Origin of the sequence: Providencia rettgeri (assembly GCF_001874625.1) — a bacterium.
Taxonomy (GTDB): Bacteria; Pseudomonadota; Gammaproteobacteria; order Enterobacterales; family Enterobacteriaceae; genus Providencia; species Providencia huashanensis.
In genome coordinates this window covers 3,442,157-3,464,837 of the sequence record NZ_CP017671.1, presented here as the reverse complement: position 1 = coordinate 3,464,837, position 22,681 = coordinate 3,442,157, and the positions used below count along the sequence as shown (strand labels likewise).

Sequence of the window (22,681 nt, the reverse complement as noted above, 5' to 3'; positions counted from 1 at the left end):
ATGCTCACGCACTAATTTAGTAAGAACTTAACTGAGAGGGCTAAATGAAACAAAAAGATACAGTGGATAGTATATTAAATCTCCTCATGTGGATTATGTTTCTGATTGGAGGTGTAGCTTTATTTTTCTATTCCGCCGATATGGTTGCGATAACATTTTTTGTCTTAGGTTGTTGGTTTCGGATATTTCTAGAAAGAGAAATACTAGTTCATTTTGTAAAAACTAAATTGATTATTTGGACTTGGGGAGCTGTTTTTTCAGGTGGCTACTTTTTTGCAGAGAAATATCTAAATTTTCGCTTTCAAATAGAGCCTGATTATTTAAATACTTCACCATGGATAGCGTCGATTCTTTTTAGTATTTTATTTTCATTTATATTACTAGAAATCATAGTGTTTATCGCTTTTGGTTTATCCTTATTTATGGGTAAGAAGGAAATAATATTTGCGTGGGATAGGGTAGTTAAAAAGAAAAAAATCGAAAGTATCGCGCTAACCTTGTGTTGTACATTTTTTGGTTTCTTCCCTTTGGTTGTGGGGCTAGCAGTAGTAGAGACTAAAATATTAATGGTAAGTTTAAGGATGGACTCTTATGCAGTGTCAGATTGTGGAAAAATTGAGCCTAGCGTTTCGTATTTAAGAAAAAATGAAAATTATTGCTATAAGTTCGAACCTTGGTTTGACCTCAGTTACCCTAAAGAAATTGAGAGCAAGAAAGGCAGTTAATGCCAATCACTACTTATTGAGTATTTAAGCAGAGTTAAGCTCGCATAATACTGCTCTGCTTATCTTAGTTTTCCAATAATATCTTTGTGGCGCTTCCACGCTGAATAAATATCTTTATCCCACGCTTTGCCAGCCTTAGTTTGATATCCAGCCTCATTAATTCGTTCAGCGATAATGCGTCCGTTATCTATACCCTCTGATAGCACCAAATTAACCACAGAAACGACAGCAGACTCATTATAGGTATACGGTGGGATATCTGCCTTACCAGCAATTAAAGATGCCACAGACGATTCTAGGCGTTCCACTAGCGATAACATACGAGCGTCAGGATTGCTGTCTGGGCGGTTTAACTTCTCTTTGATAGCTGAGACTATCCACGCTGTTTTATCGGTACCAGAGTTCGATACAGCATCATTAAACAGGGCTTGCAGTTCAGCAGGTAGACGAAAGGCAATAAGATTAGATTTACTCATGATAATAGTCCGTTATTAGCTCAGTGAGTGCTTATTATATCAGCGTATAACAGTGTTATACAGATTAGAAAATGTAAAATTGCTGGTGGATTTAACGAGTAATTGTATAACTTAATATAACAAAGTCAGGGTAACTTACTGTAAAACAAGCAAAGCGTATTATTGCGCCTTGTAACTGACTGAATACATGGCAAAGCTCAAATTTGAGCACGGTCTAATTTTACCAATAGAATCAATCGGCTCATTTTTGAGCCTGTATTTGTCAATAGAAACAATGCCCTCAAAATTGAGGAGGGTTAACGATTGTGATTATGGCCATAGTCGGAAAGGGTAACAGTTGAAATGCTACCCTTGATACTGAGAATGGCTTGAAGTGAGGCTCTAATATTAAAACCACAACTAAGTGATTTTAATATTATTTACGATTTTTAATTCTCCGCTCTTACTAGTCTAAGAGCTAGTTTTCTAGCTAATGGCAGTAATAAAAGTACTGATGGAAAAGCAATAGACCAAGATAGCATCCAAGATGAAAACCAAATTGAGACTGGTAAGTTACCTATGCCTTGCGCTTGCATTAAACTAATTGCTGAAACAATAGATGACATAGCGCAAGACAAAAATAAAGGAATCAAGAAATGTAAAAAAGCTCTTGGTAATTTAAAATGATTTATTCGAATAGAATACATGTTATCAACCCCTTATTTATTATTTTTCGCAAGCCATTCATCATGAAGCCACTTTTGTGTTTGCCTACCTGCGCGGATGAAGTCCCACTTGATATCTTTTTCAAAAACCATGATAGAGGCATCGGGGGCGATAATAGTCCAGAAATAAAGACCTGTATTTAAGTCACGACATTTAACTTTCATTCCTCGAATAATTATAGGCTGATTATTAATTATGATATTTTCATCATGCGAATCAATCCATTGTATTTTATAATTATTTTTTAAATTAGGAGCATATTGGCTAATAAAATTAACCATGATGGATTCCGCTTCTGATTTTGTTACTTGAGGTGAGTTTTTATTATATTGAGGGCGTAATCTAACAAAGCCCTGTAATTCATTAGTCTTATCATTGATAAGTATAGAGCTGTGTTCTGCAAATAATTCAAATGAATTATTTGGTTCAAACCGAAAAAGGGTAACTGGCACTTCGCCATGTAATCCAGTTTTAGAAAAGGCTAATGGCCACATTAATTCCTCTTGGCTCATTAGCAATTGAATATCATCATTAATAATTTGTTTCATTGTATCTTGTTTGTTATTCATTTCGGTCTCTTTACTTTTTTTATCTAAAGTATCAATGGTATATATTGATGGCGTGAAAAATATAATTGCAGGTATTAATAGTTTCAGTAATGACATGTGCCCCTTGCGTTCATTTTCTTCAATAATTGTAGTTATACTACAATATGTGAAGCAATAGTTCAAGTGTTGGTGTGTTTGTATGCTGACGTTATTTACAGTACAATTCAACGAGGTATTATTTGTGTGTTTTAGGGGGGTAGCATGGCTAAAGATGAAGCAAGTAAAACATACTCTGAGTTTTTGACAAATATAAGAGTAGGTATCAGCGAGGTTGCTGAAATAACGAACGTCCCAATTCGAAAACTTCGTTATTGGGAAGAAAAAGGGATTATCAATACAGTGGATTTAGAATCCAAATCTCGTCAATTTAATTTAGCAAATATCAAAAAAATCATTTTAATTCAAGAGCTAATTGAAGATGGATACTCTCTTGATGGCGCTGCTAAAAAAGTGGAGTCAAGAATAGAAAAAATAGATTCGTTACTAAAATTGATATCAATGGAATGACTGTTCAAAGTACTTATTGTTGTTGGTAGCTTTCGGAGTGCGAGCCTAAAGAATCGACGGATTTAACGTATTTTAAATGTTATGTCGTAGAATTAATTTAGCTGGTGAGTTAGTTGTGATAGCTTCATTGGGGTTATCACAAACTCTCTTCCTAAGTGCCTGAAAATTTAACATCGAAGCCTACTAAACTTTCAGGTCAGGGTGGGATGAGGCTGAAGCAAATATTTTTAATTGTTGATATCAGAACCTGACAAAACCAGACATCGTGTCAAACAAATTTATAAGCCCGTCCAAAATTAAATAGGTACGCAGTAGGTATGTGTTTAATTCTCGCATTTCGTTATAATCAAATAAAATCATAATGTTGTGTAAAAGTACGCAGAATGGTACGCAGCAAAACAAGGGTAATAAGTTTGGACTAGTCTGGACAATTACCACTGTAAAACATAACCCATTGATTTACCCGAGGCCGTCACTTTGGGTTAGCCTTTAGATTGCGTATTTTAACCCGTGAGCGTGGTTGCCATTTTGACGGTTGCCACTCTGGTTGCCAGCAAAACAGCATGTTTTATGCGAGTGGCATGATGGACTTTGATTGTTCCAATTCAGCACAATCAAGGTATAGCGATAATCACAACACCTTTGAGGTATAGCCATGTTACAACGTGAAGCAATAGAAGCCGTTATGATGGAGTTAGCCCACCAGCAAGGGCAATCACTCAACGGACGCGATAGATTAGCCATTAGAACAGGTGTAGCCCAGACCATACAGGCTAAAGAACGTCACAGACGGAGAATGACAGCACCAACCTACCAGTGGACTAAGCCAGCACCAAAACGGTGATGCGAAGATAATCGCAATGGTTAAATATTAAGCGATGCAAGAAAAAGTGTGACGGTATACAGGCTATAGGTTGCCTTGAAATCAAGGGCACTTAAGGCGGTTAAATAGGACTCCTTGATATTAAGGAGTCATGAGGCTCTGAAATTGGAGGCTCGTCACTGGCTGGCAATATTCTAATCATGGCCATGAGATAAAAGTAACCACTTTGGTAACCATCAAAAGTAACCACAATGCAAATAAGCATTGCGATACCCACAGGACAATTTTGTCCTCTGAATAAATATCAATAAGTTACCGTGACGCAAATATGCGTTACCGAGTAAATCAATAGTTTATCTACTCTGAACATGAATAACCAAAGCTAAAATAACGGTCCTATTACGGTCCGTATAATGCGATTGAACGGCAAGGTTAAACGGTGAGATTACGGTGAGGATTAAGCCGATAACGGTGAGATTACGGTGAGGTTTCCACAATGGTTTCCAGTGAAAACGCACTTTAGGAAATGGAAACTAACACTAAGGTTACGCTAAGGTTTCAGGCGGTCAATTGTATTTTGATTCCGTCGATTTAATGGAATTAAGTATAATCAATAACTTATAGTTACATACGGGATAATCCCGTATCATCATGGTTAAATTAACATTTAGATCACCCCTAGAAATTGGAATTATTACCCAATCTTCCAGAATCCTATCAGCATTTTATTTTAACCAATGGCTTATATTGTGATGGTATCAAGATGAATAAACCAGAAATGAGAAAAGAAAAATCAATTAGGATCACCACATCAGGAACGGTAATAAAAGCCCCTGAGCGAGTGAAAACAGCTACAGGTAAAGTTATGGCCACGATGACTATTCAGGCTGAGAGTGACAAGCGTAGCCCGTATCCATTAAAGATAGTGGCATTCGATATTAACGCGCTGGAGATAATGACCTGCCAGAAAGGAAACAAAGTCACGGCTACAGGTCGCTATGAATGGTTTAATGGTTATCAGCTAACAGGGGCGCAGATAGTTACTACTTAGTAAAAGTTAGTATCAATAAACCGATTTGAAGTCGGGAAATCTAAAGAGGACATTTCACCTCTTTGGACTAACCCACAATTAGTTGCCTACCTTTAACTGACCCTCTTTAAGATGACCAGTTCAACTAACCCGAAAATATCGGGGCAGTTTGGTAAGCTACATTCAAGTATTGCTTTACGATTAGAATTCAATTGGAATGAGAACAATTATTTTTGTGCAGGTATAGCGAATGATGGAATCATCAAAGATTAAGTATCTTATTGAGCAATATATTAATATATGGATGCCTTCAGGTGATGCAAGGAGTGTTTTCAACTTAACCTACAGCGTTCGAAATAAGGAGGTAATCATTAAGCAAAGCGGTAATTGTTGTGGTGATAAGCAATCTATACCTATTATAAAAATAAAGTTCGATTGTACTGAGTCCAATTGGCGGCTGTTTTGGTTTAATGTTGACCATTGGGTAATTTATGACAAAACACGCACATATTCTTTAGAAGAAGCTCTTAAGATAGTTGATGAAGATGATTCATCCTATTTCTTTGGGTAGCTCTCTGCATGTGAAAAATATTTTTCGGTTGTTATCGTTCCGTTTGAAAAGGCGGTAGTAAAAAACACATGTAGATTACGGATAGGGTTATTTCTGGTTGGTATTTCGTTATCTGCAATGAAATCATCAATTGATGATATTTTTGCAACGCTGGTGGCATTGGGAAAAATTAAGCTTGAACCTCTTAATTTTTGAGTCACAAAATAAAAAGGGGGCATAATTGGGGGCATGACACGAAATTGAATGATTTTAAGGTGTTTATAATCAATGAGGTATGGCTTTATATTGAATCCTGTAGGGGCCATTCTCAAGTATTTCAACGTCCACAATAGTCCATAAAGCCCTTATAAAATCAGCTATCACAAGAATCCATAGTATTCCAAGGTCTAGTCACGTCTATTGAAATTGTAATGGTCAACAAATTCTGTAGAAGATCTAAGCGGCATTTTTTAGTTCATGATATTTTTGATGGGGTGTTAAATAGCCAATCGTTGAATAGCGTCGATAATAATTATAAAACTGGATATAATCTTCAATTTTATTGATAACAGACTGATGATTTATAAACGATAAGTGGTTAAATCTTTCAGTCTTTAAGCTCCTAAAAAATCTTTCCATCACTGCATTATCGAGGCAATTACCTTGCCGATTCATGCTCTGAGTTACTTTCCTTTCAATGAGGTGCTCCTTAAACTCCTCCAATGAATATTGGCAACCTTAATCTGAATGGAACATCAAACTTGTCGTATCCGGTAATTGCCTTTCAATGCTGTTATCTAAGGCTTCTTTCGCTAATTCCGAATCCGGTTTTGTTGATAAGATATAGCCAATAATTTCTTTGGACACTAAATTCAACATACGGGCTAAGTAAATCCACTTACTATAATGTCGAATATACTTGATATTCCCGACATAATAGTGATTATATTCTTAACTGGAGAAAACCGGATATCATTGCGCTTGTTATTGGATTGGTCTCAGGTATGATTAGCTATAATTTTGCATTTTTTATTACATTCCCTATTACAGCGATTGTTTATTACCTGTTAGCTAAAAAAGAAAATCTTTAAATCTTAGATAGATAATCGTCTTATTTGACCATGCATTAAAATCATTAATAAATAAAAAGGCGCCAATATATTAGGCACCTTTAATAATATAACCATTCGGTATTCGGCTAACGTTGGCTATCAAAATAATTAGAGATTTGTTTAATATCGGCACCGCTTGCGAGCGCTAGTTGTAATAAAATACGGGATTTTTGTGGGTTTAAAAATCCTGCTCCTATCGCAAATGATTTACTACTTACATAACCTGATCCTGTACGCGTTGCCATCACGATAGGAACACCTTTATCACTCAGCTGTTTAATTGCCTCTTCCATATTGCTAGAGACATTTCCATTGCCACTTCCCGCAACAATAATTCCTTTTGCTCCGTTACTGATAGCAGCATCTAGCAGGGCTGGAGTTTGATCTTGATAGGCATAAATAATTTCAACACTCGGTAGATCATCTATTTTACTGATATCAAAGAAAGCACGATCAATAGGCTGTGCTGGGGTATAGTAAAATTTAGGATTTCCACTCACAAAGACACCTAAATAACCAGGCTCGTAAGATTTAAATGCATCAGGTGTTGTGGAGTTTGCTTTAGTGGTATAAAAAGCAGAGCCAATACGGTCATTTAAAACCACCATAACCCCACGGTCTTCTGCTTTTTTGTCTGCGGCAAGTACTACGCCTTCAAGCAGGTTTATTGGGCCATCTGCACTGATAGCCGTGGCTGGTCTCATTGCTCCGACAATAACGGTCGGCTTTTTATTGTTAGTTGTTAATTCTAAAAAAAATGCTGTTTCTTCAATTGTATCAGTACCATGAGTGATAACTACACCTTGTTGATTTCCTTCATTCAGTAAATAGTTAACACGCTTACTGAGGTTTAAGAGGATCTCGCTGCTAATATTGCCGCTAATGGTGTTAGAAACTTGTTCGCCTTTGACGATAGCAACATCGTTGATTTCTGGCACGGCATTGATTAATACATCAATACCCAGTGAGCCCGCTTTATAATCGGTGGTATCAAGGTTGGACTTGGAGCTTCCTGCGATGGTGCCCCCAGTGGCTAAAATGGTTACGTTGGGTTTAATGGCGTCGGCTGCGAGTGAAACAGAGGTATATAAGATTATGCTAGAAAGTAGCGTATTTAATAATGTCTTTTTCATCATATTTCCTTAAAAAACCTTATAACATTATCCGTTATAAGGTTTCATAATTGGCTTATATTGATTTGTTGTTTTTATACGGATAAACGTTGTAGTAACCCTGTAAAGATTGAAAAACCAGTGAATAGCTGTTCTTCATCGATATCAAATTTGGCTTGATGGTGGCCCGCTTTGATGTCAGAGCCAATCACAAAATAAGCGGCCTTTCCGCCATGGGCTTGTACACGTTTAATCAACAGCGTGGCATCATCACTGCCATTAAAATTCATGGTGCGCTGTACTTTTTCTACGGCTGGAATGGTTTGAGCTACTTCAGTGATATAGTCAGTCATTTCATCGTCAGGAATGAAATCAACGGCTTCCCCCATGACCTCAGTTTCGAGTTCAACATCAAAGCTGAGTGCTACACCGCGTGCACGTCTTAAGGCTTCTTCGGTCATGTAATTGTTAATTTTTTCGTTTTCACCCCGTACTTCAATTTGCATCTGTGCGTATGAAGGGATCACGTTACGGCCTTCACCTGCATTTAAGACTCCGACGTTGGCTCGTGTCATTCCTTCACCGTGGGTTGGCAAGCTTAAGATCTGGATAGTGGCATTACAGGCAGCCAGTAAGGCATTTTTCCCTGCATGGGGCTCCATTCCTGCGTGAGCGGCTTTACCTTTAAAACGGAGATCCATTTTTAAGGTGGAAAGGTAACGTTCAGGTGCAGCAACGACCACTCCACTCGGAATATCACAGCCAAGGTGGCCACAGGCAAAGTAATCAACATCATCTAAAATGCCACTTTCAGCAATAGGCTTTGCTCCCCGTACACCTTCTTCTGCGGGTTGGAATATGAGTTTAATAACCCCCTTAAGTGGACGGTCTTTATTCTCGATTAGCCATTTTGCCACACCGAGGCCGATAGCCATGTGTCCATCATGGCCGCAAGCATGCATATAGTCTTGATTCGTTGAGCTAAACCCTTCTTGATTTGGGATGTGCTCTGCCGTATCGGTTTCTTGTACATTGACGCAATCAATATCAAAACGAAATGCGACAGTGGGCCCCGGTCGTCCTGTATCAAAGATTGCCGCACATCCAGTGTAGTCACCGATCCTTTCGAGTAGCGCATCATCGACCCCGCGTTCTTTGGCTGCGCGCTTGGCTTTTTCAACAATGGATGGATTGCGACCACGAATGAAATCAGGGTTGATAATCTGCTCCCCTTCTAATACATGGTGCCCCATTTCTTCAAGTGTTTTAATTAAGATCGCCGTGGTATAAAACTCTCCCCAACCCGTTTCTGGGTAACAGTGGAACTGACGCCTCCACGCAACTAATGAGGCATTATCTATTGTAGTCATTTTGATTTTCCTTTTAATAACCCATTCTACGCATACAGAAAATATGCATAAATTAACGTTGCTATCGTGCCTACCGCTAAAGGTACAGAGGTTCTTTTCACTACTTCAACAGGACTCACTTTGATAACCGATGCGACAATAATGACGACAGCAGAAACTGGAGAAATTGCTCGAACTAGGTTAGAGGTAAATTGCATTGGTAGAGCAACCATAATTGGGTCAACATGAGCCTGATTAGCAATAGATGGGATCAATTCAATGAAAGAATAGAATACTGCGTTACCACTACCGCTAATGAAGGTGATCAATGCCGTTAAGCCAGAGAAAATAAACATTAACCCAACCCCTGCGTTATTGACGTCCTTCACAACACCGGAAATCATGTCGATGATACCAATGGCATTCAGACCCGCAACCAGAGTACCCGCAGCAACAATCAGGACAACGACTTGAGAAAACCCTTCCCCCATGCCTTTAAAAAATAACCCGGCTTGCACCATTTGTTCTTTTGGATTGCCTTTACGGGTAAGCTCAGTGACAAATGCAAGAACAAAAGAGAACAGAGTAATTTCAACTAGTCCGACTTTGATTTCTCTAAAACACAGCCCTAATACAATAATTAAGATAAGTGGAACAAGTGGAAAGAGGGCATAATAAGCCGGAGGAAGATCTTTATTACCTTCAAGCTTACTCTTATCAACTTCGGTAAAGGCCGCGGCACCTTGGCGCTTATCCATATATTTTTGCCAGAAATAATGCGCAAAACCCATTAATAATAAAACGGGGAGGGAGATCACGGCATGGTGTAAGGTGACATAGTCGACGACATGCTCAAAGCCCAGTAACCGAGCGGCGACAACGTTATCTCCTCCTAATGGTGTTGGCATAATAGTTGCAGTGGTGGCAATAATACCCGCGGCGGTCATTGATGACATTTTAGCAGCCCTTAATATTGGGTATAAGGTCGCCATTAAAATAACGGCTAAGGAAGCCGCACTGGGGATCACTAACGACAGTAAGTTTCCTAGCCAAAAAACGATTGGAACTAGGATATAAGGAGACCGGATTTTTGAAATAGGCTTTGCAACTAAATGAACCGCGGCATCGTTTGCACCAATGCGTGACATATAAGAAGAAAAACCGAATAGGACCATGATTATGATCCCTGCGCCACCAAATTGTTTGATAAACCCTAGCTGTATTTGTTTTAGTGGATCAAGCCAAATATTCCCTGTGCTTTGCTTTATATCTAAAATAGGCATCCCTAACATTGCTGCGCTGAGCATCAGCGCAATACCTGCGGTGAATAATACAATTTTTGCTTCGAAGTTCTTCGCAATTGCATAACCCGCTAGTATCAACACTATTACACTGATAATTATAACAGTCATAGCTGCCTCGCATCATTATTGTTTTATTAGAAGTATCTTCATGAGAAGATATAATTAGTATTAATTAATGGTTTTTTAATATCAATTTAAAAACGTACAAACATTGATTTTAATCATCAATTCACAGCGTTTGTGGTTGTTTTTATCTTTCTGCCTTGTTTCTTCACTAAAAGTATCTTAGCATGAAGATATATTTTTATTGAAAAAGTGGTAGAAAATTCAATGACGATGAAAAAAATATCTTTAGTGGGTATCACTCTCGCTTTATGTGCGGCCTTCTTATGGGGAACGGCTGGGACAGCTCAAAGCTTTGTGCAAGGAGCAACGGCTCCTTACTGGATTGGGGCATTTAGGTTGCTTGTTGCGTGTTTATTCTTTCATTTGTTGTTTTTTTATCGAATTACAAACCGCCAAGCGCTAAAAGTAAATGAGCAACAACAAACAGATAATTCTGCCAAAAAATCAATGATATATTGGCGATATATAACTATCGCAGGTATCTGTATGGGGTTATATAACTTAACTTTTTTTGCAGGTATTAAGGCGACTGGGATCGCAATTGGAACTGCTACAACGATTGGTAGTGCGCCTATTTGGGCGGGCTTAATGCAGGCGCTCCTTTTAAAGAAATCACCGTCTTTGCTTTGGTGGCTCGGTACTTTTTGTGCAACGGCTGGGGGGACATGGATGGTTCTTTCTCAAAGTAGTAGCTGGCAAATTAATACGGGGGGTTTGCTTATTTGTTTGAGTGCGGGTTTTTGCTATGCACTTTATACGTTGATGAGTAAAAAATTGGTCAGTATTGATTCTCCATTAACCATTACTAAGCATACATTTAGTATTGCTATATTTATTGCTGTTCCAATAGCTTGGGTACTAGCCGGAACACCAACCGTCGGTTGGGTAAGCATTGCTGTTATATTTTATCTTGGATTATTAACGACTGGAGTGGCTTACCTTTTATATACCCAAGCTTTGAAACATATTAGCGCACCTACAGGTGTGGCATTGGGCTTAATTGAACCGATTGTGGCGTTTTTCCTTGCGATCGTTGTCGCTCATGAGAACGTTAATATGTTAGCTGTCATAGGATTATGTTTGATTTTGGCGGGTTTATGGTTAGTTTTAAAGTCTGAAGGCCAGCAAACAGCTTAATTGAAGTGATTAAGTCAAAATGAAGACAGCTCAATGTGAGCTGCACCTTGAGGTTTAGTCCAACTTTGGGGTGTTTTTTTATTTAGCCCCATTTTTTTCGTTGAGCTCAGATTTTTGTGATTGTATAAGTTTCTTCAGTAGCATGGCGAGTTGGTCTTTATTTTCGGCATCTAATCCTTGAACTAAGGATTTTTCAATCGCTACGTGGGTTTCTACTGCTTCAAGGGTTAACTTCCGTCCTTCAGGGGTTATTTTTACAATGACTCCACGTCTATCCGCAGGATCTGGAATTCTAACAATAAATTTTTTTTCTTCTAACCGGTTAATTCGGTTAGATAATCCACCAGAGGAAATAAGGATTTTCTTTTGCAGTTCTTTGGGTGAAAGCTGACGATCAGGATTTCTAGCAAGTGCTGCGAGTACTTCAAACTCACCTACATTGAGATTATAGCGAGCGAGATTAGCATCAATAAATTGAGAGATATAGTGGCTCATGCGCACTATGCGGGCGATAATAGGTAAACCACTCAGGTCTAATGTAGGGACGGTTTCCAGCCACTCTTGTATCAGTGTATCAACAAAGTCTTTTTCTGACATTTTTTTGATTTCTTTCATGACTAAAATCCAGTTTTGAGCTTATGTTTATACTAAGTCTGAATCAACCTAACTCTTTATATTTTCAATATAAGTTTATCATGAAAAAGAACCTTTTCACAGACTTACCCTCATTCAAAATAGAGAACTAGTAAGGTGAAAGTAGAAATTTTATTTTTACATTTGACTTAATATTTGATTTTTCGATTATATTTTCTTTTGGTAATACGAAAGCAAGTTTTACAGCATCGGTGATAGTGTACCACCGTCTATAAGAGCACTTGCTCAAAAGTGGATTATTAGGCTGTACTATAAAAGATAAATGCGTGATTGATCGCGCTATCTATAGGTATTCTAAATTGAAAACCTTAATTATTTTGTAGAAAAATAATTGTTGGTATATTTGTTGGTATAAAATTTATCGAACACGATATTTTCATTATAAAACAATGTTAATTGACTCGTGTTCGAATCCTGTAGGGCCATTAATTTTCAATCACTTACCATCATTTAAAATTCTCCACTTTTGCTAACTGGGACGTATTTGGGACGCAAGTGCCGAAAATAGTGTCTATTTGCTTCGCGTGTTCACTTAAATGATTAGGTGCTAAGTGAGCATATCTTCTCATCATATCAACCGATTCCCATCCGCCCATTTCTTGTAGAACTGAAAGCGGAAGTTATCTATTCCAGCTTTTTTGAGTGCTGCTCTCCATGCTGTGTTAGAATCAACTCGCATTTTTCTAACGCTTGGCGTTAATGTTCCGTCTGGTCTCTTTTTGGATTCAGGGTGAACAAATAACCACCAAAAGTAACCGCAAGACAAATTTGTCCTCTGGGAATTAATTCCACAGTGAAAACAAGCACTCTTTTTAAATATCAATAAGTTACCTACTACCCGTTTCCATAAAATGAAAAAACTAGAACATATATGTTCGTGGGGGTATTTTAATAGAATTAAGATGTATTAATTTAATTAGAAGGCCTTAATGTCATTATCTGAACGCTTGAAACCTATTAAAGTTAGTCGTATCACAATAAAGAAAAAGCAGGAGTTGCTAGAGAAAATAACTAGCAAGATTGATAATGGCACAATCGAAAATGACAAAGAACTGAATTCTATGATATCTAATTGGCATGATGGAGTAGCAAATATCTGTCAATTTTCAGATTTTCGTGATTATAGTTCATGAATAAGCGCTAAAGAGTTTACACGTATAGCATTCGATAAATGGAGATGCCTCAGTGGTTAAAGGCAGATATAAATTATTGCCTGGTGAGTCTATTGCTTTTGGATATAAAATTGATTTATATAGAAAAATCTCAGGGTGGGCACATTTATTCCCCTACTTTTTAGATAACGAGTGTTTAAGTGTTGAGGCATTAGATTCTTGTACCGTGGCTCCTCTTAGCTCGACTGATATTAAATTTGGTAATCAACTTGCGGGGAGAAAACAGAATCAATTGCTTGAAACTAAACTTGCGAGTATGCATATTAATTGTGTAACAGCAGGTAAGCTTTTAATGGTAGTTTCAGCTAATCAGCAATTACATAGGGAAACAAGTTCGGGAAATAATTCAGGCACAAATTTGGCTGGAATGGCCTTGGACTCACTTAGTGGCAATACAGCGGATTCAACAGAAAGGCCATATATTGTAACCTCAAGAGCAGCATCTACCCCAGATATTTGTAGAAATGGAAATGGTGATGCTATTCCATATTATGACCGTATTAAGTTAGGGAATATGTCAAATAGTAGCACTAAAGAAACATTATATTTCAACCTTTGTCATAATGGAAATATCAAAGCGGGAAGCTATCGAGGGAGTATTGATGTTTCATTTTTCTTAGAATAGTTACTATAGTTCGTAATTAAAATTATAATATCCTCTTAGTCTGATATTTAACAATTAATTACGAACTATTATTTTAATAATTTACTCATAAAGCTACAGAGGTTTAATGGCTATCAGCTAACAGGGGCGCAGATAGTTACTGCTTAGTAAAAGTTAGTATCATAAGCCGATTTGAAATCGGAAAATCTAAAGAGGACATTTCACATCTTTAGACTAACCCACAATTAGTTACCTACCTTTCATTGTTCCTCTTTAAGATGACCAGTTCAGCTGCTCCGAAGTTACCGAGGAGTTTCAAATATATCTATAAAATTTTAGTTACTTGTGTGCTCAATTAATTCATAGTTAATCTACTAACTTATTGTGCAATGAGACCCTTATTGAGGCGCAAATATGATTATACGTTGTTATAGTGACAAAATAAGCGATAACAAAATAGATGAGCTGACCAATTTATTGTATAGATGCGTCCTTGGTGGGGCTAGTGTTGGATATACTGACGCAAAAGATCAAATAGGTGATATGAAAAATTATTGGGTTGGTGTCAATCACTCTTTATCAACAAACAATTTTAAGCTTATCTCAGTAGAGGTAGATAATAAAATCGTTGGTGTTGTTGGACTTGATTTGTGTACAAAGCCAAATGGCAAACACCGAGGAGAAATTTGTAAATTATTGGTATTACCTGATTACAGGCGCAAAGGTCTCGCAAGGAGATTAATGCTAGCGGCTGAGCAAATAGCATGGGAAACAGGATTGACACTTCTAACATTAGATACAAATACCAAAGGAATAACTGTTAGCTTATATACCTCTCTAGGATGGCAGGTTAGTGGTGAAATCCCTGAGTTCGCTCAATCAATTCATGGCGACCTTGAATCAACAACCATCATGTTCAAGCTAAACCCTGAAAGTAAAGTTTAAATAAGATTGATTAATAGCTGATTAAATTTGAAGTCGTACCTGTGTTAATTTTACAGTTCCGTTTGAAACGAAGTCGTGGAAAACACGAGTAGAACTATTTCCGGTTGGTATTTCATTATCTGCAATGAAATTACCAATTGATGATATTTTGCAATGCTGGTGGCTTTGGGAAAACTGAAGCCTGAACCTCTTAATTTTTGAGTCACAAAATAAAAAGGGGACATAATTGGAAGCATGATACGAAATTGAATGAATATAAAATGTTTATAATTAATGAGGTATGTCTTTATATTGAATCCTGTAGACTTCAAATCATGTCTATTTTTATGCCTAAAATTCAGTGGGTTAACTGATTTTACGCTTTCTTTGTTCATCTTCCAATGTAAAAAACTCCGCTCTATAAGCCGTCATGTGAACCCCTTGATGGTGATCCTACGTGATGGACACCTTAACTTAACTCAGAGCGGATATTACAACTTTGCTATTACAAACGGTGTGCGCTAATAATTAAAAAAGGTGAATATCGATTAAAAATTTCAGCTTCCGGTTTTTCCAATAGGGCTTCATTGATGACTTTAGGCTCTTTAAGAGCATCAATCACAAATCCCACATTGAGTAATCCCATAATATAACTTTCGACTGTTCGGTGATATTTAATAACGTCATCGACAAACCATGAGGTATGACGTATAGACTCATTCTGATAATTATCGACAGGCATACAGATAAATTCACCAGATTCATTTTTCATAAATGAAGAAGCATGTGCGGTACACATCGGATGTTCCACAGAGAATACAAATTTCCCACCCTCTTTGAGGTGAGAATATGCTTCGCTTGCGAGCTGATTAAAGTTTTCGATATAGTGGATTGCGAGGGAGGAAATAATAAAGTCAAAACGTTCATCGAAAGTCATAGGGTCAGTCATTGACGCATGAATATATTCAATATCATCGGTTTGGGTCAGTTTTCTGGCTTGTTCTATCATGTTACTTGAAAGCTCAATACCGTAAACTTTTTTCGCCCCTTTGCTGTGTGCGTACCGTGCAAAATCACCAAAGCCAGATCCCAAATCGAGAATTATTTTACCTTTTAAATCAGGTAATAGAGCCCTTAATGCAGGTTCTTCTATGATGCCATTAAGGCCCGTATCATTGACCCTTAATGTTTGATAATTTTTAAAAAAAATGGGGTTATCATAAATATTCTGTTCTTTCATAGATAGTCTCAGTATCGTTATAAATTATCTTCAAGCTGTTACCACTGATCACCACTGCGAAAATCGCAATAGAGTGGTTGGGAAAAATCAATCGTTTTATCTTTTGTCCACCCAAGAACGCCGCCTTCTTCATCAATGGAATGAATATAAGAGCCTTGTTTGAGTTCATACAGCTTTCCTTCCCAAACATGCCATCCTGCTGATTGATATAGAGGAAAACCCTCTTCAGATGCAGAAAGTAAGCCGAGTTGATAACAGTTTTCTATAATTTTGTTGGTTTCCTGCATGAGCTGTCGACCAATACCTTGGCGGCGATAACTTTCTAATACTGCCATGGCTTCAACATAACCGACAGTGACTGGGTGATGACCTAATGCCATATTGCGCTGAACAATGGATACGTGGCCAACAACATGTTTTTGGTCGTAAGCTAAAATATGCATGCCGCCTAAAGCATGCTGAAAGTCATCTCGAGAAAAATCATAGTCAAAGCTTTGATATAACAAAGTGTAGATAACCTCTTTTTGGTCATTAGATAACTGCGATGTATGGCGACTGAAATATTGGATAGTCATAGAGTCTCTTGAAGTGCTAGAAATAAAAGTAAATAGAATCAATAATTTTTTTGGCGCCCCAAATATACCAATAATATTATTTAATAATTTTTGGATAAGTGGGGTTAATGTGTTTGTTAAAAAGGTAATTTCATTATTATCTAACTCATGCAAATGGAGCGGTTTGTACGAGCGCTAATATCTCGCTCTAGGGAAGAAAAGTTTTCATAAACACGTTGTGCCTCACAAAAAAACTGTGAGGAAACAAGTTTGAAGCCATATTGCTGTAATACAGTTTCAATTTGTTGCTGCATTGGACTGCGTATAGCTCCAATTTCAATCAGTTTGAAAAGCATTCAAAGAGGAAACCACGTAAGTGTTGTTCTCCACCCGATAGGGCAACATTTTCATGCTTCTATCCTGAATAATAAAATACCCATAATCATTTAGAATTCTATGGATTTCATTATAATTACTATTGTAATCATTAGTGTGGTGAATTAGTGCTCTTTCAAATACGATATCAATACTTACTGTATCAGTCTTGCTGAAAAGATATTTGTAGATAATTGATGGGTTTTTCTGTCGCGGCTTTAGCCATGTATTTAGAAGTTACCCCGAATGGCTCTAAGTATTGGCGTATAAAATATAGATATGCTGGTAAAGATAAAAGGCTGGCTTTATATGTATAATTGTAATGTGTGAGAAGCCAGTCATTGATATGGTAGATATTCACATTAGAGCTGATAGCGTGAGATTCTTACACACCATAGGGCGCAGTGCTTTCTGTTTTCTAGTGGATAACAATCGAGTAGTGTCGACCATATCTTTTTATAAGACAAAAAATAGGTCCGTTCAACATGATAGCGATTTTGATTAAATCATTTATTGGTAACATTAATGGATATAAAAATATAAAGAAAATAATATGGTTATGTATGTTAATTCCAGTTTTTGGTATCGCTAAGGAGAAGCCTACCGTTGTTTATACTCCCTTAGAGCTATTAGAGATGACCGTTACCAATAAAATTCCGAATAGTGAAACCCCCGTTTTGGATAAGTCTGATAGCTCTAAAATGCTATTTAATGAATGTAAATCAATAGCAAAGATTGTAATTTCTAATTTCAGTAACGCCTACCCAACAGTAATTGATGTTGATAGCAGCACACACTTTAAAGTAAGAGTCGGATCAATAGATGAAGTGTTTACCTTGGAGTGTGTTAATGATGAAAAACGGGTTTACAGGGCTAAATACAAACCTAAAAGTAATTAGTTTTTATGGGGAATAGTTGATTATTGGTAGGGGAATAAGAATGATGATTTTCGGGCTCGTTAACAAAGGTAGTTAGATAGTTTTTTAACATTATATTTAAATTATATCCACTTCTCATGTAAATATGAAAAGGCGTTGTAATTTCAAATAGTTAGTAACTATATTTAAAAATTAAGTAATAACATATTCACTAATGTGTTTTTTGTATATTCTAAAAGGATTTAGAGATGGTAAAGATAATTAATACTATTCGATATTAATTTATCACCTTTGTTGACTGGCGATGAAAAATAAAACGCTATAACACCTTATTCAGTTGAGGAGTAAGAGCTGAATAAGGTGTTATTTATATATTAAATCAGAGCAATACACGATAACATTGATCAAAACTAGCTAAAAAAACCAGAACGTGTGAGTTCTCCTATACCCGTAATGATAAACTGCACGCCCATACAAACCAGTAAAAATCCCATCAGCCTAGATATTGCATCAATACCGCTTTTACCAAAAAACTTCATAATAAGATTTGAGCTTTTTAGACTGGCCCACAGGATCACAGAAAAAATTAAAAATACCAGCGGTGGCGCGACAATAACAACCCAATGTGGGTAAGCGCTTTCATTGGTGATTACTGATGAAGCCATACTAATAATCATCGCTATAGTACCTGGCCCTGCAGTACTTGGCATAGCTAAAGGAACAAATGCAATACTAGATGTATTATCTACCGCTTTTCCCTCTTCAACATTACGGCTATTTTCAGCGATAGGAAACAACATACGAAAACCAATGTAGGCAACAATAAAACCACCTGCAATCCTCAAACCAGGAATAGTAACACCAAAGGTATTCATGATCGCTTGCCCTGAATACCATGAGGCCAACATAATAAAAAAGACATATACAGGCGTCATTTTTATAGTTTTTTTACGAGCCTCAATTGTCATTCCACCTGATAAACCAAGAAACAATGCAACTGTAGTTAGTGGATTTGATAATGGCAACAATACCACTAACCCAATACCTATTGCAGTTAATAATTCAAACATGACCACCTCATATATTTATGGTTATAACAACAAGCCAATAACGTCTTTGGCATACTTTACATTAATATCAGAATAAAATTTTTCAGTACCATTAAGAGATTTCAATATATTATCTTTATCATCTTTTATTGATACTGCATTAATGATACTTACTATCAGCTTTCTTACCTGCTCAGATTCGGATAATTCATATAGGCTAATCAATGCAATTAACACGTAAAATTGGTTAATATTTTTATGTTCATATAATGAATTCACATTCATTAGTAAGGTATTACGGATTTTTATGAGAGCCAATTCATTTAACGGTATTGTATTTATCTTCTGTAAAATGAAATTAACTTTACGAGATTCTATTTGCTGTGTATTACTCAATGGGATGATATACAACATCAAGATCACTATAATGATAGAAAAAATAAGTGCTATGGCTGTATTAGCAAAAAAGACAAAATCAAAGCTCATTGGATTAGTAAAATTAATTAAAAATATTAATGAAATACACATAATATGTGAAATCAGAAATGCTAATTTACCGACTGTTTTCAGGACACCTAAAAGGATGAAAACAGGGGTCATAATCAAAGCTGCTTGCATAAAGCTTGATGCTTGTATTAAAAAGAAAAACTTCAATACATAGCTAAGTGCGATAACCAAGAGAGCAACAATAAATACAATAAAAGCAAGCTTATTAGCATTGGGAATAGTAACCCCAAAAGTAAAAGAAATACTCACTAGCACAGGTAATATGTAGCCATATTCCCAACCAGTATTAAGCCAAAAAATGACACTAATCACTAGGCTTACAACTAACCTTAATGTATTTAAAAAAGCATCTTTCCAATCAAAAAAAACATAAAACTGAGAGGTAGAGGGATTATCAACCTTGTTCTTCAAGCTTAATATTTGATTATATTTTTCATACTGTAAAAATGCTCGATCGACTAAACCAATAATAGATATAGTGACCAGCATAGGTAATTTTAATACCTTACTGTGTGCCTTTTTAAAAGATAAAAAATGACTTTCATATTTACTCACTTCATCATGGGCAATACTATCAGCAATGATAATAGATAGATTTTTCATCGTATTATCATAGTTTCCTTTGAACACACTTGATAACACATCTTTTCTATCCGTACTTATTTTTCTTTTCAGTAGAACTGTTTGTAGATTATTCGTTCTATTTGGCAAAGCATAACTAATAAATGTATAAATAATGATACCTATCATGACCTCCATTAGCCTTTCTTGAGACAAATTAAATATAGTCATAGGCAATGGATAAACTGAAGTACCAAAAGCAATAATTGCAGAAGTATACCCCGAAAGTGAAAACATATAAGGCATCATATAACGTGAGGTCAGCGCCATAAATAAACATACTGACAGCCAAATAATAATCAGGGCGGTAAACAGCCAGTGGTCACTGATACTAATATTAGCGATTAATGTTACTGCTATAACGCCAATAAAACTTCCCGCAAGCCGTGCCACCATTTTAGCCAAGCTTAATGATGGGTCTGGATAGCCAATGATTGCGACCGTCATCATTGACCAATAGGGCTTATCAAAACCAAAATATGAAGATATATACCAAGCCAATAAAATCGCTAGCATATATTTAACTGCGAATATCCAGTTTAGTTTCATCACTTAGTCTTCAATAAATACAGTGCAAGTCGTACCCGGTATAAGTGTAACTCCTTGAGTGCCATTTAATGATATTTTAATTGGTACTCTTTGCGCTAATCGAACCCACGGGTAGTTAGGCTGTATATTTTCAAGTAACAGACTCCCTGTCGTGGAATTGTTATCATCAATTGCTCTACCAATGCTTTGTACTTTGCCTTTTAATTCATGATTGTTACTGTATAACTTTATACTTGCACTATCACCAACCACAACATTGGTCATTTTAGTTTCTTCTAAATAAGCAATCACATAGAAAGAGTCTTTATCAACGATCGCAAATAAAGGGGAACCTGCATTAATATAATTCCCTGAACGTAAATTCAAATTAGTAATAAAACCATTTACTGGTGAATGAATTTGTGTTCTTGATAGGTCAAGTTTAGCTTTTTCAATCTTCACTTTTGCTAATTCAATTTTCTTAGCTAAGCTTTCCTGGCGGGCTCTAGCATCATCTAGCTCTTCCTTAGATATTGCAACTTGACTTAATTTAGTCCGCCTTGCTAATTGGTTCTTTGCAAAATTGTATTGAACTACTAAATCATTAAGTTCTAATTCAGATTGACGTAGTTTAATTTCATAATCAGTAGGGTCAACGATGAGTAACAATTCACCTTGTTTGACCTCTTGGTTGTCAATGACCATCAATTGTTCAATTTTCCCTGAAACCTCAGCTGTCACTTGGTTGATTTCAGCGCGCACTCTACCATCACGAGTCCATGGACTTAATGCATAATGGTTCCATAATAAATATATAGACGAAATGATGATAAAAACAGATATAATAATTAATAAGTATTTCTTTATATTCATTATATTACCAACTATAAATTAATAATGAATGAACGGCCAAAACGCAGAAAAATAGTATGGAAATATCGAATAAACTCCCCGCATATTCATATTTGCACACTAAATTTGCGTAAACCACCCTAATCAATAACCAAAAAAAGAAACCTAAAAAAAATACCAAAGCAATACCGGGTATAAAAACCGTACCCCCTAGAATTAAATCTTTCATACGACTATCCCATTATAAAGAGATATTTGGCGACATTAACTATTGTAGGTAGTAAATTTACATCGCAGTATAATTTTTAAAATATAACAAACCCAAACAATTGCTTTAATTATATAAACTGTAAAATGTTACGATTTTCTTATTTCTACTTTACTACATGATAGGAATAATGAATTTAGCCGATTATATTACCAATAAATACCGATGTAAAACTTGAAAGCACCAAAAGTTAACTTGTCAGAGTTAAATGCCAAAATTAATCATGATTGGTTATTGTGCAGATAAATGAATTTATCTTAATTATGTGCATTGTAACTAGTAATCTCATGCATTTTTATTAATTAAGTCTGTACTATTTTAATAACAAGACAACTAAATAGAACACGATATAATTTACTAAATAGATATTTACATTGGTGCAATTAATCAGAAATACAATTTAAATTGGTAATGATAATATATCCTATGGATAAGCTACCTCTTAATGTGGTGAAATTATTCAGTTTTATTACAACCATTTAATTGCTGACTTTGACGCAAATCCATTAAAAATAGTAACAATACTACACATGAAAGACGTTAAAATACTAAGCCACCCATCCGCAGATATGCCACTATTCTTATGGAGAATACGTATTGATAGGGTTGATGGGTTTCATTTAGGAAGAGCTCAGTAGCCATCAAAAACTAACCCGCTTATGAATTGCACCCAAAAAGTTGGACATATCATTCAACATATAGGGGGCTTTTTTATGGATATCTCATGGAGATAACCGACTATCCTGAATGGTTCTCGTAACCACAAAACGTGGATAAGAATAGACCGACTGACACAGCGTTCAGGATTGAGTAATCACAGTATGTGATCGTGAATATCACCAAGAAAAACCGTGCTTAAATCGCGAGAAAAAGAGTGAATTCGTAGTTGGC

At 36.3% G+C, this 22,681-nt stretch carries 24 protein-coding genes and 3 pseudogenes; 11 read left to right on the top strand and 16 right to left on the bottom strand.

Annotated features, from left to right (window positions below):
- Positions 1–44 precede the first annotated feature (44 nt).
- On the top strand, positions 45–725 hold the full coding sequence (locus RB151_RS15960) for a hypothetical protein (protein ID WP_071548334.1): 681 nt from the start codon (positions 45–47) through the stop codon (positions 723–725).
- 59 nt (positions 726–784) lie between these two features.
- Here RB151_RS15960 and RB151_RS15955 read toward each other — a convergent pair whose 3' ends face one another.
- The 3 genes from RB151_RS15955 to RB151_RS15945 form a co-directional block, all read right to left on the bottom strand.
- Positions 785–1,201 (bottom strand): hypothetical protein, encoded by a 417-nt coding sequence (locus tag RB151_RS15955; RefSeq protein WP_071548333.1) that lies wholly within the window; start codon positions 1,199–1,201, stop codon positions 785–787.
- A 428-nt stretch (positions 1,202–1,629) separates the two neighbouring features.
- Positions 1,630–1,887, bottom strand: a complete 258-nt coding sequence (locus RB151_RS24395; protein ID WP_071548332.1) for a DUF2798 domain-containing protein — start codon at positions 1,885–1,887, stop codon at positions 1,630–1,632.
- A gap of 12 nt (positions 1,888–1,899) precedes the next feature.
- The gene (locus RB151_RS15945) at positions 1,900–2,571 is read right to left on the bottom strand and encodes a hypothetical protein (RefSeq protein ID WP_071548331.1); all 672 of its coding nucleotides are present in this window, start codon (positions 2,569–2,571) and stop codon (positions 1,900–1,902) included.
- 144 nt (positions 2,572–2,715) lie between these two features.
- Here RB151_RS15945 and RB151_RS15940 point away from each other — a divergent pair, with 144 nt between their 5' ends.
- The 4 genes from RB151_RS15940 (at position 2,716) to RB151_RS24390 (ending at position 5,445) form a co-directional block, all read left to right on the top strand.
- A complete protein-coding gene (locus tag RB151_RS15940) occupies positions 2,716–3,021 on the top strand; it encodes a MerR family transcriptional regulator (protein ID WP_071548330.1) in 306 nt (101 codons plus the stop codon).
- A 655-nt stretch (positions 3,022–3,676) separates the two neighbouring features.
- The gene (locus tag RB151_RS15935; protein ID WP_036960459.1) at positions 3,677–3,865 is read left to right on the top strand and encodes a hypothetical protein; all 189 of its coding nucleotides are present in this window, start codon (positions 3,677–3,679) and stop codon (positions 3,863–3,865) included.
- A gap of 742 nt (positions 3,866–4,607) precedes the next feature.
- On the top strand, positions 4,608–4,895 hold the full coding sequence (locus RB151_RS15930; RefSeq protein WP_071548329.1) for a hypothetical protein: 288 nt from the start codon (positions 4,608–4,610) through the stop codon (positions 4,893–4,895).
- 229 nt (positions 4,896–5,124) lie between these two features.
- A complete protein-coding gene (locus tag RB151_RS24390) occupies positions 5,125–5,445 on the top strand; it encodes a DUF3024 domain-containing protein (RefSeq protein ID WP_071548328.1) in 321 nt (106 codons plus the stop codon).
- Here RB151_RS24390 and RB151_RS15920 read toward each other — a convergent pair.
- The 5 genes and pseudogenes from RB151_RS15920 to dcuC form a co-directional block, all read right to left on the bottom strand.
- A complete protein-coding gene (locus RB151_RS15920; protein ID WP_071548327.1) occupies positions 5,430–5,750 on the bottom strand; it encodes a hypothetical protein in 321 nt (106 codons plus the stop codon). The genes RB151_RS24390 and RB151_RS15920 overlap by 16 nt on opposite strands.
- 130 nt (positions 5,751–5,880) lie before the next feature.
- A pseudogene (locus RB151_RS23770) lies at positions 5,881–6,372 on the bottom strand (transposase); the annotation flags it as partial.
- 250 nt (positions 6,373–6,622) lie between these two features.
- Complete coding sequence (locus RB151_RS15910) at positions 6,623–7,672, bottom strand: asparaginase (protein ID WP_071548325.1); 1,050 nt, start codon at positions 7,670–7,672, stop codon at positions 6,623–6,625.
- A gap of 71 nt (positions 7,673–7,743) precedes the next feature.
- The gene (locus RB151_RS15905) at positions 7,744–9,018 is read right to left on the bottom strand and encodes an amidohydrolase (RefSeq protein ID WP_071548324.1); all 1,275 of its coding nucleotides are present in this window, start codon (positions 9,016–9,018) and stop codon (positions 7,744–7,746) included.
- Between the two features lie 26 nt (positions 9,019–9,044).
- Complete coding sequence (gene dcuC / locus RB151_RS15900; protein WP_071548323.1) at positions 9,045–10,409, bottom strand: C4-dicarboxylate transporter DcuC; 1,365 nt, start codon at positions 10,407–10,409, stop codon at positions 9,045–9,047.
- 222 nt (positions 10,410–10,631) lie between these two features.
- On the opposite strand from dcuC, the gene RB151_RS15895 reads away from it, so the two are divergent.
- Entirely contained in the window at positions 10,632–11,564 is a 933-nt protein-coding gene (locus RB151_RS15895) for a DMT family transporter (RefSeq protein WP_081363962.1), read from the top strand.
- Positions 11,565–11,642: 78 nt separating this feature from the next.
- On the opposite strand, the gene RB151_RS15890 is transcribed toward RB151_RS15895, so the two are convergent.
- Positions 11,643–12,179: a MarR family winged helix-turn-helix transcriptional regulator gene (locus tag RB151_RS15890; protein ID WP_081363961.1), complete on the bottom strand. Its 537-nt coding sequence runs from the start codon at positions 12,177–12,179 to the stop codon at positions 11,643–11,645.
- Between the two features lie 485 nt (positions 12,180–12,664).
- Positions 12,665–12,963: pseudogene (locus RB151_RS23765) on the bottom strand (integrase); the annotation flags it as partial.
- Positions 12,964–13,147: 184 nt separating this feature from the next.
- Here RB151_RS23765 and RB151_RS15880 point away from each other — a divergent pair.
- From RB151_RS15880 to RB151_RS15870, 3 genes are all read left to right on the top strand, one after another.
- Positions 13,148–13,351, top strand: a complete 204-nt coding sequence (locus RB151_RS15880; RefSeq protein ID WP_071548322.1) for a hypothetical protein — start codon at positions 13,148–13,150, stop codon at positions 13,349–13,351.
- 52 nt (positions 13,352–13,403) lie between these two features.
- A complete protein-coding gene (locus RB151_RS15875; protein ID WP_048608050.1) occupies positions 13,404–14,015 on the top strand; it encodes a hypothetical protein in 612 nt (203 codons plus the stop codon).
- A gap of 393 nt (positions 14,016–14,408) precedes the next feature.
- Complete coding sequence (locus tag RB151_RS15870; RefSeq protein ID WP_071548321.1) at positions 14,409–14,939, top strand: GNAT family N-acetyltransferase; 531 nt, start codon at positions 14,409–14,411, stop codon at positions 14,937–14,939.
- A gap of 484 nt (positions 14,940–15,423) precedes the next feature.
- On the opposite strand, the gene RB151_RS15860 is transcribed toward RB151_RS15870, so the two are convergent.
- The 3 genes from RB151_RS15860 to RB151_RS24630 all read right to left on the bottom strand — a co-directional run bounded on the left by RB151_RS15860 (position 15,424) and on the right by RB151_RS24630 (position 17,213).
- Positions 15,424–16,158 (bottom strand): class I SAM-dependent methyltransferase, encoded by a 735-nt coding sequence (locus RB151_RS15860; RefSeq protein ID WP_042845325.1) that lies wholly within the window; start codon positions 16,156–16,158, stop codon positions 15,424–15,426.
- Positions 16,159–16,196: 38 nt separating this feature from the next.
- Positions 16,197–16,733 carry a GNAT family N-acetyltransferase gene (locus tag RB151_RS15855; RefSeq protein WP_071548861.1) on the bottom strand — a complete coding sequence of 179 codons (537 nt, stop codon included), beginning with the start codon at positions 16,731–16,733 and terminating at the stop codon, positions 16,197–16,199.
- A gap of 315 nt (positions 16,734–17,048) precedes the next feature.
- The gene (locus RB151_RS24630) at positions 17,049–17,213 is read right to left on the bottom strand and encodes a hypothetical protein (protein ID WP_420720285.1); all 165 of its coding nucleotides are present in this window, start codon (positions 17,211–17,213) and stop codon (positions 17,049–17,051) included.
- Positions 17,214–17,311: 98 nt separating this feature from the next.
- On the opposite strand from RB151_RS24630, the pseudogene RB151_RS23760 reads away from it, so the two are divergent.
- Positions 17,312–17,401: pseudogene (locus RB151_RS23760) on the top strand (Arm DNA-binding domain-containing protein); the annotation flags it as partial.
- Between the two features lie 171 nt (positions 17,402–17,572).
- Positions 17,573–17,986 carry a hypothetical protein gene (locus RB151_RS15845; protein ID WP_071548319.1) on the top strand — a complete coding sequence of 138 codons (414 nt, stop codon included), beginning with the start codon at positions 17,573–17,575 and terminating at the stop codon, positions 17,984–17,986.
- A 389-nt stretch (positions 17,987–18,375) separates the two neighbouring features.
- Here RB151_RS15845 and RB151_RS15840 read toward each other — a convergent pair whose 3' ends face one another.
- Genes RB151_RS15840 through RB151_RS15830 form a run of 3 tightly spaced genes read right to left on the bottom strand, consistent with a single transcriptional unit; the run spans position 18,376 to position 21,543 of the window.
- Positions 18,376–19,035: a MarC family NAAT transporter gene (locus tag RB151_RS15840; protein WP_048608043.1), complete on the bottom strand. Its 660-nt coding sequence runs from the start codon at positions 19,033–19,035 to the stop codon at positions 18,376–18,378.
- A gap of 21 nt (positions 19,036–19,056) precedes the next feature.
- Complete coding sequence (locus tag RB151_RS15835) at positions 19,057–20,691, bottom strand: FUSC family protein (protein WP_071548318.1); 1,635 nt, start codon at positions 20,689–20,691, stop codon at positions 19,057–19,059.
- A 3-nt stretch (positions 20,692–20,694) separates the two neighbouring features.
- Positions 20,695–21,543 (bottom strand): efflux RND transporter periplasmic adaptor subunit, encoded by an 849-nt coding sequence (locus RB151_RS15830; protein WP_042845314.1) that lies wholly within the window; start codon positions 21,541–21,543, stop codon positions 20,695–20,697.
- Positions 21,544–22,681: the final 1,138 nt, after the last annotated feature.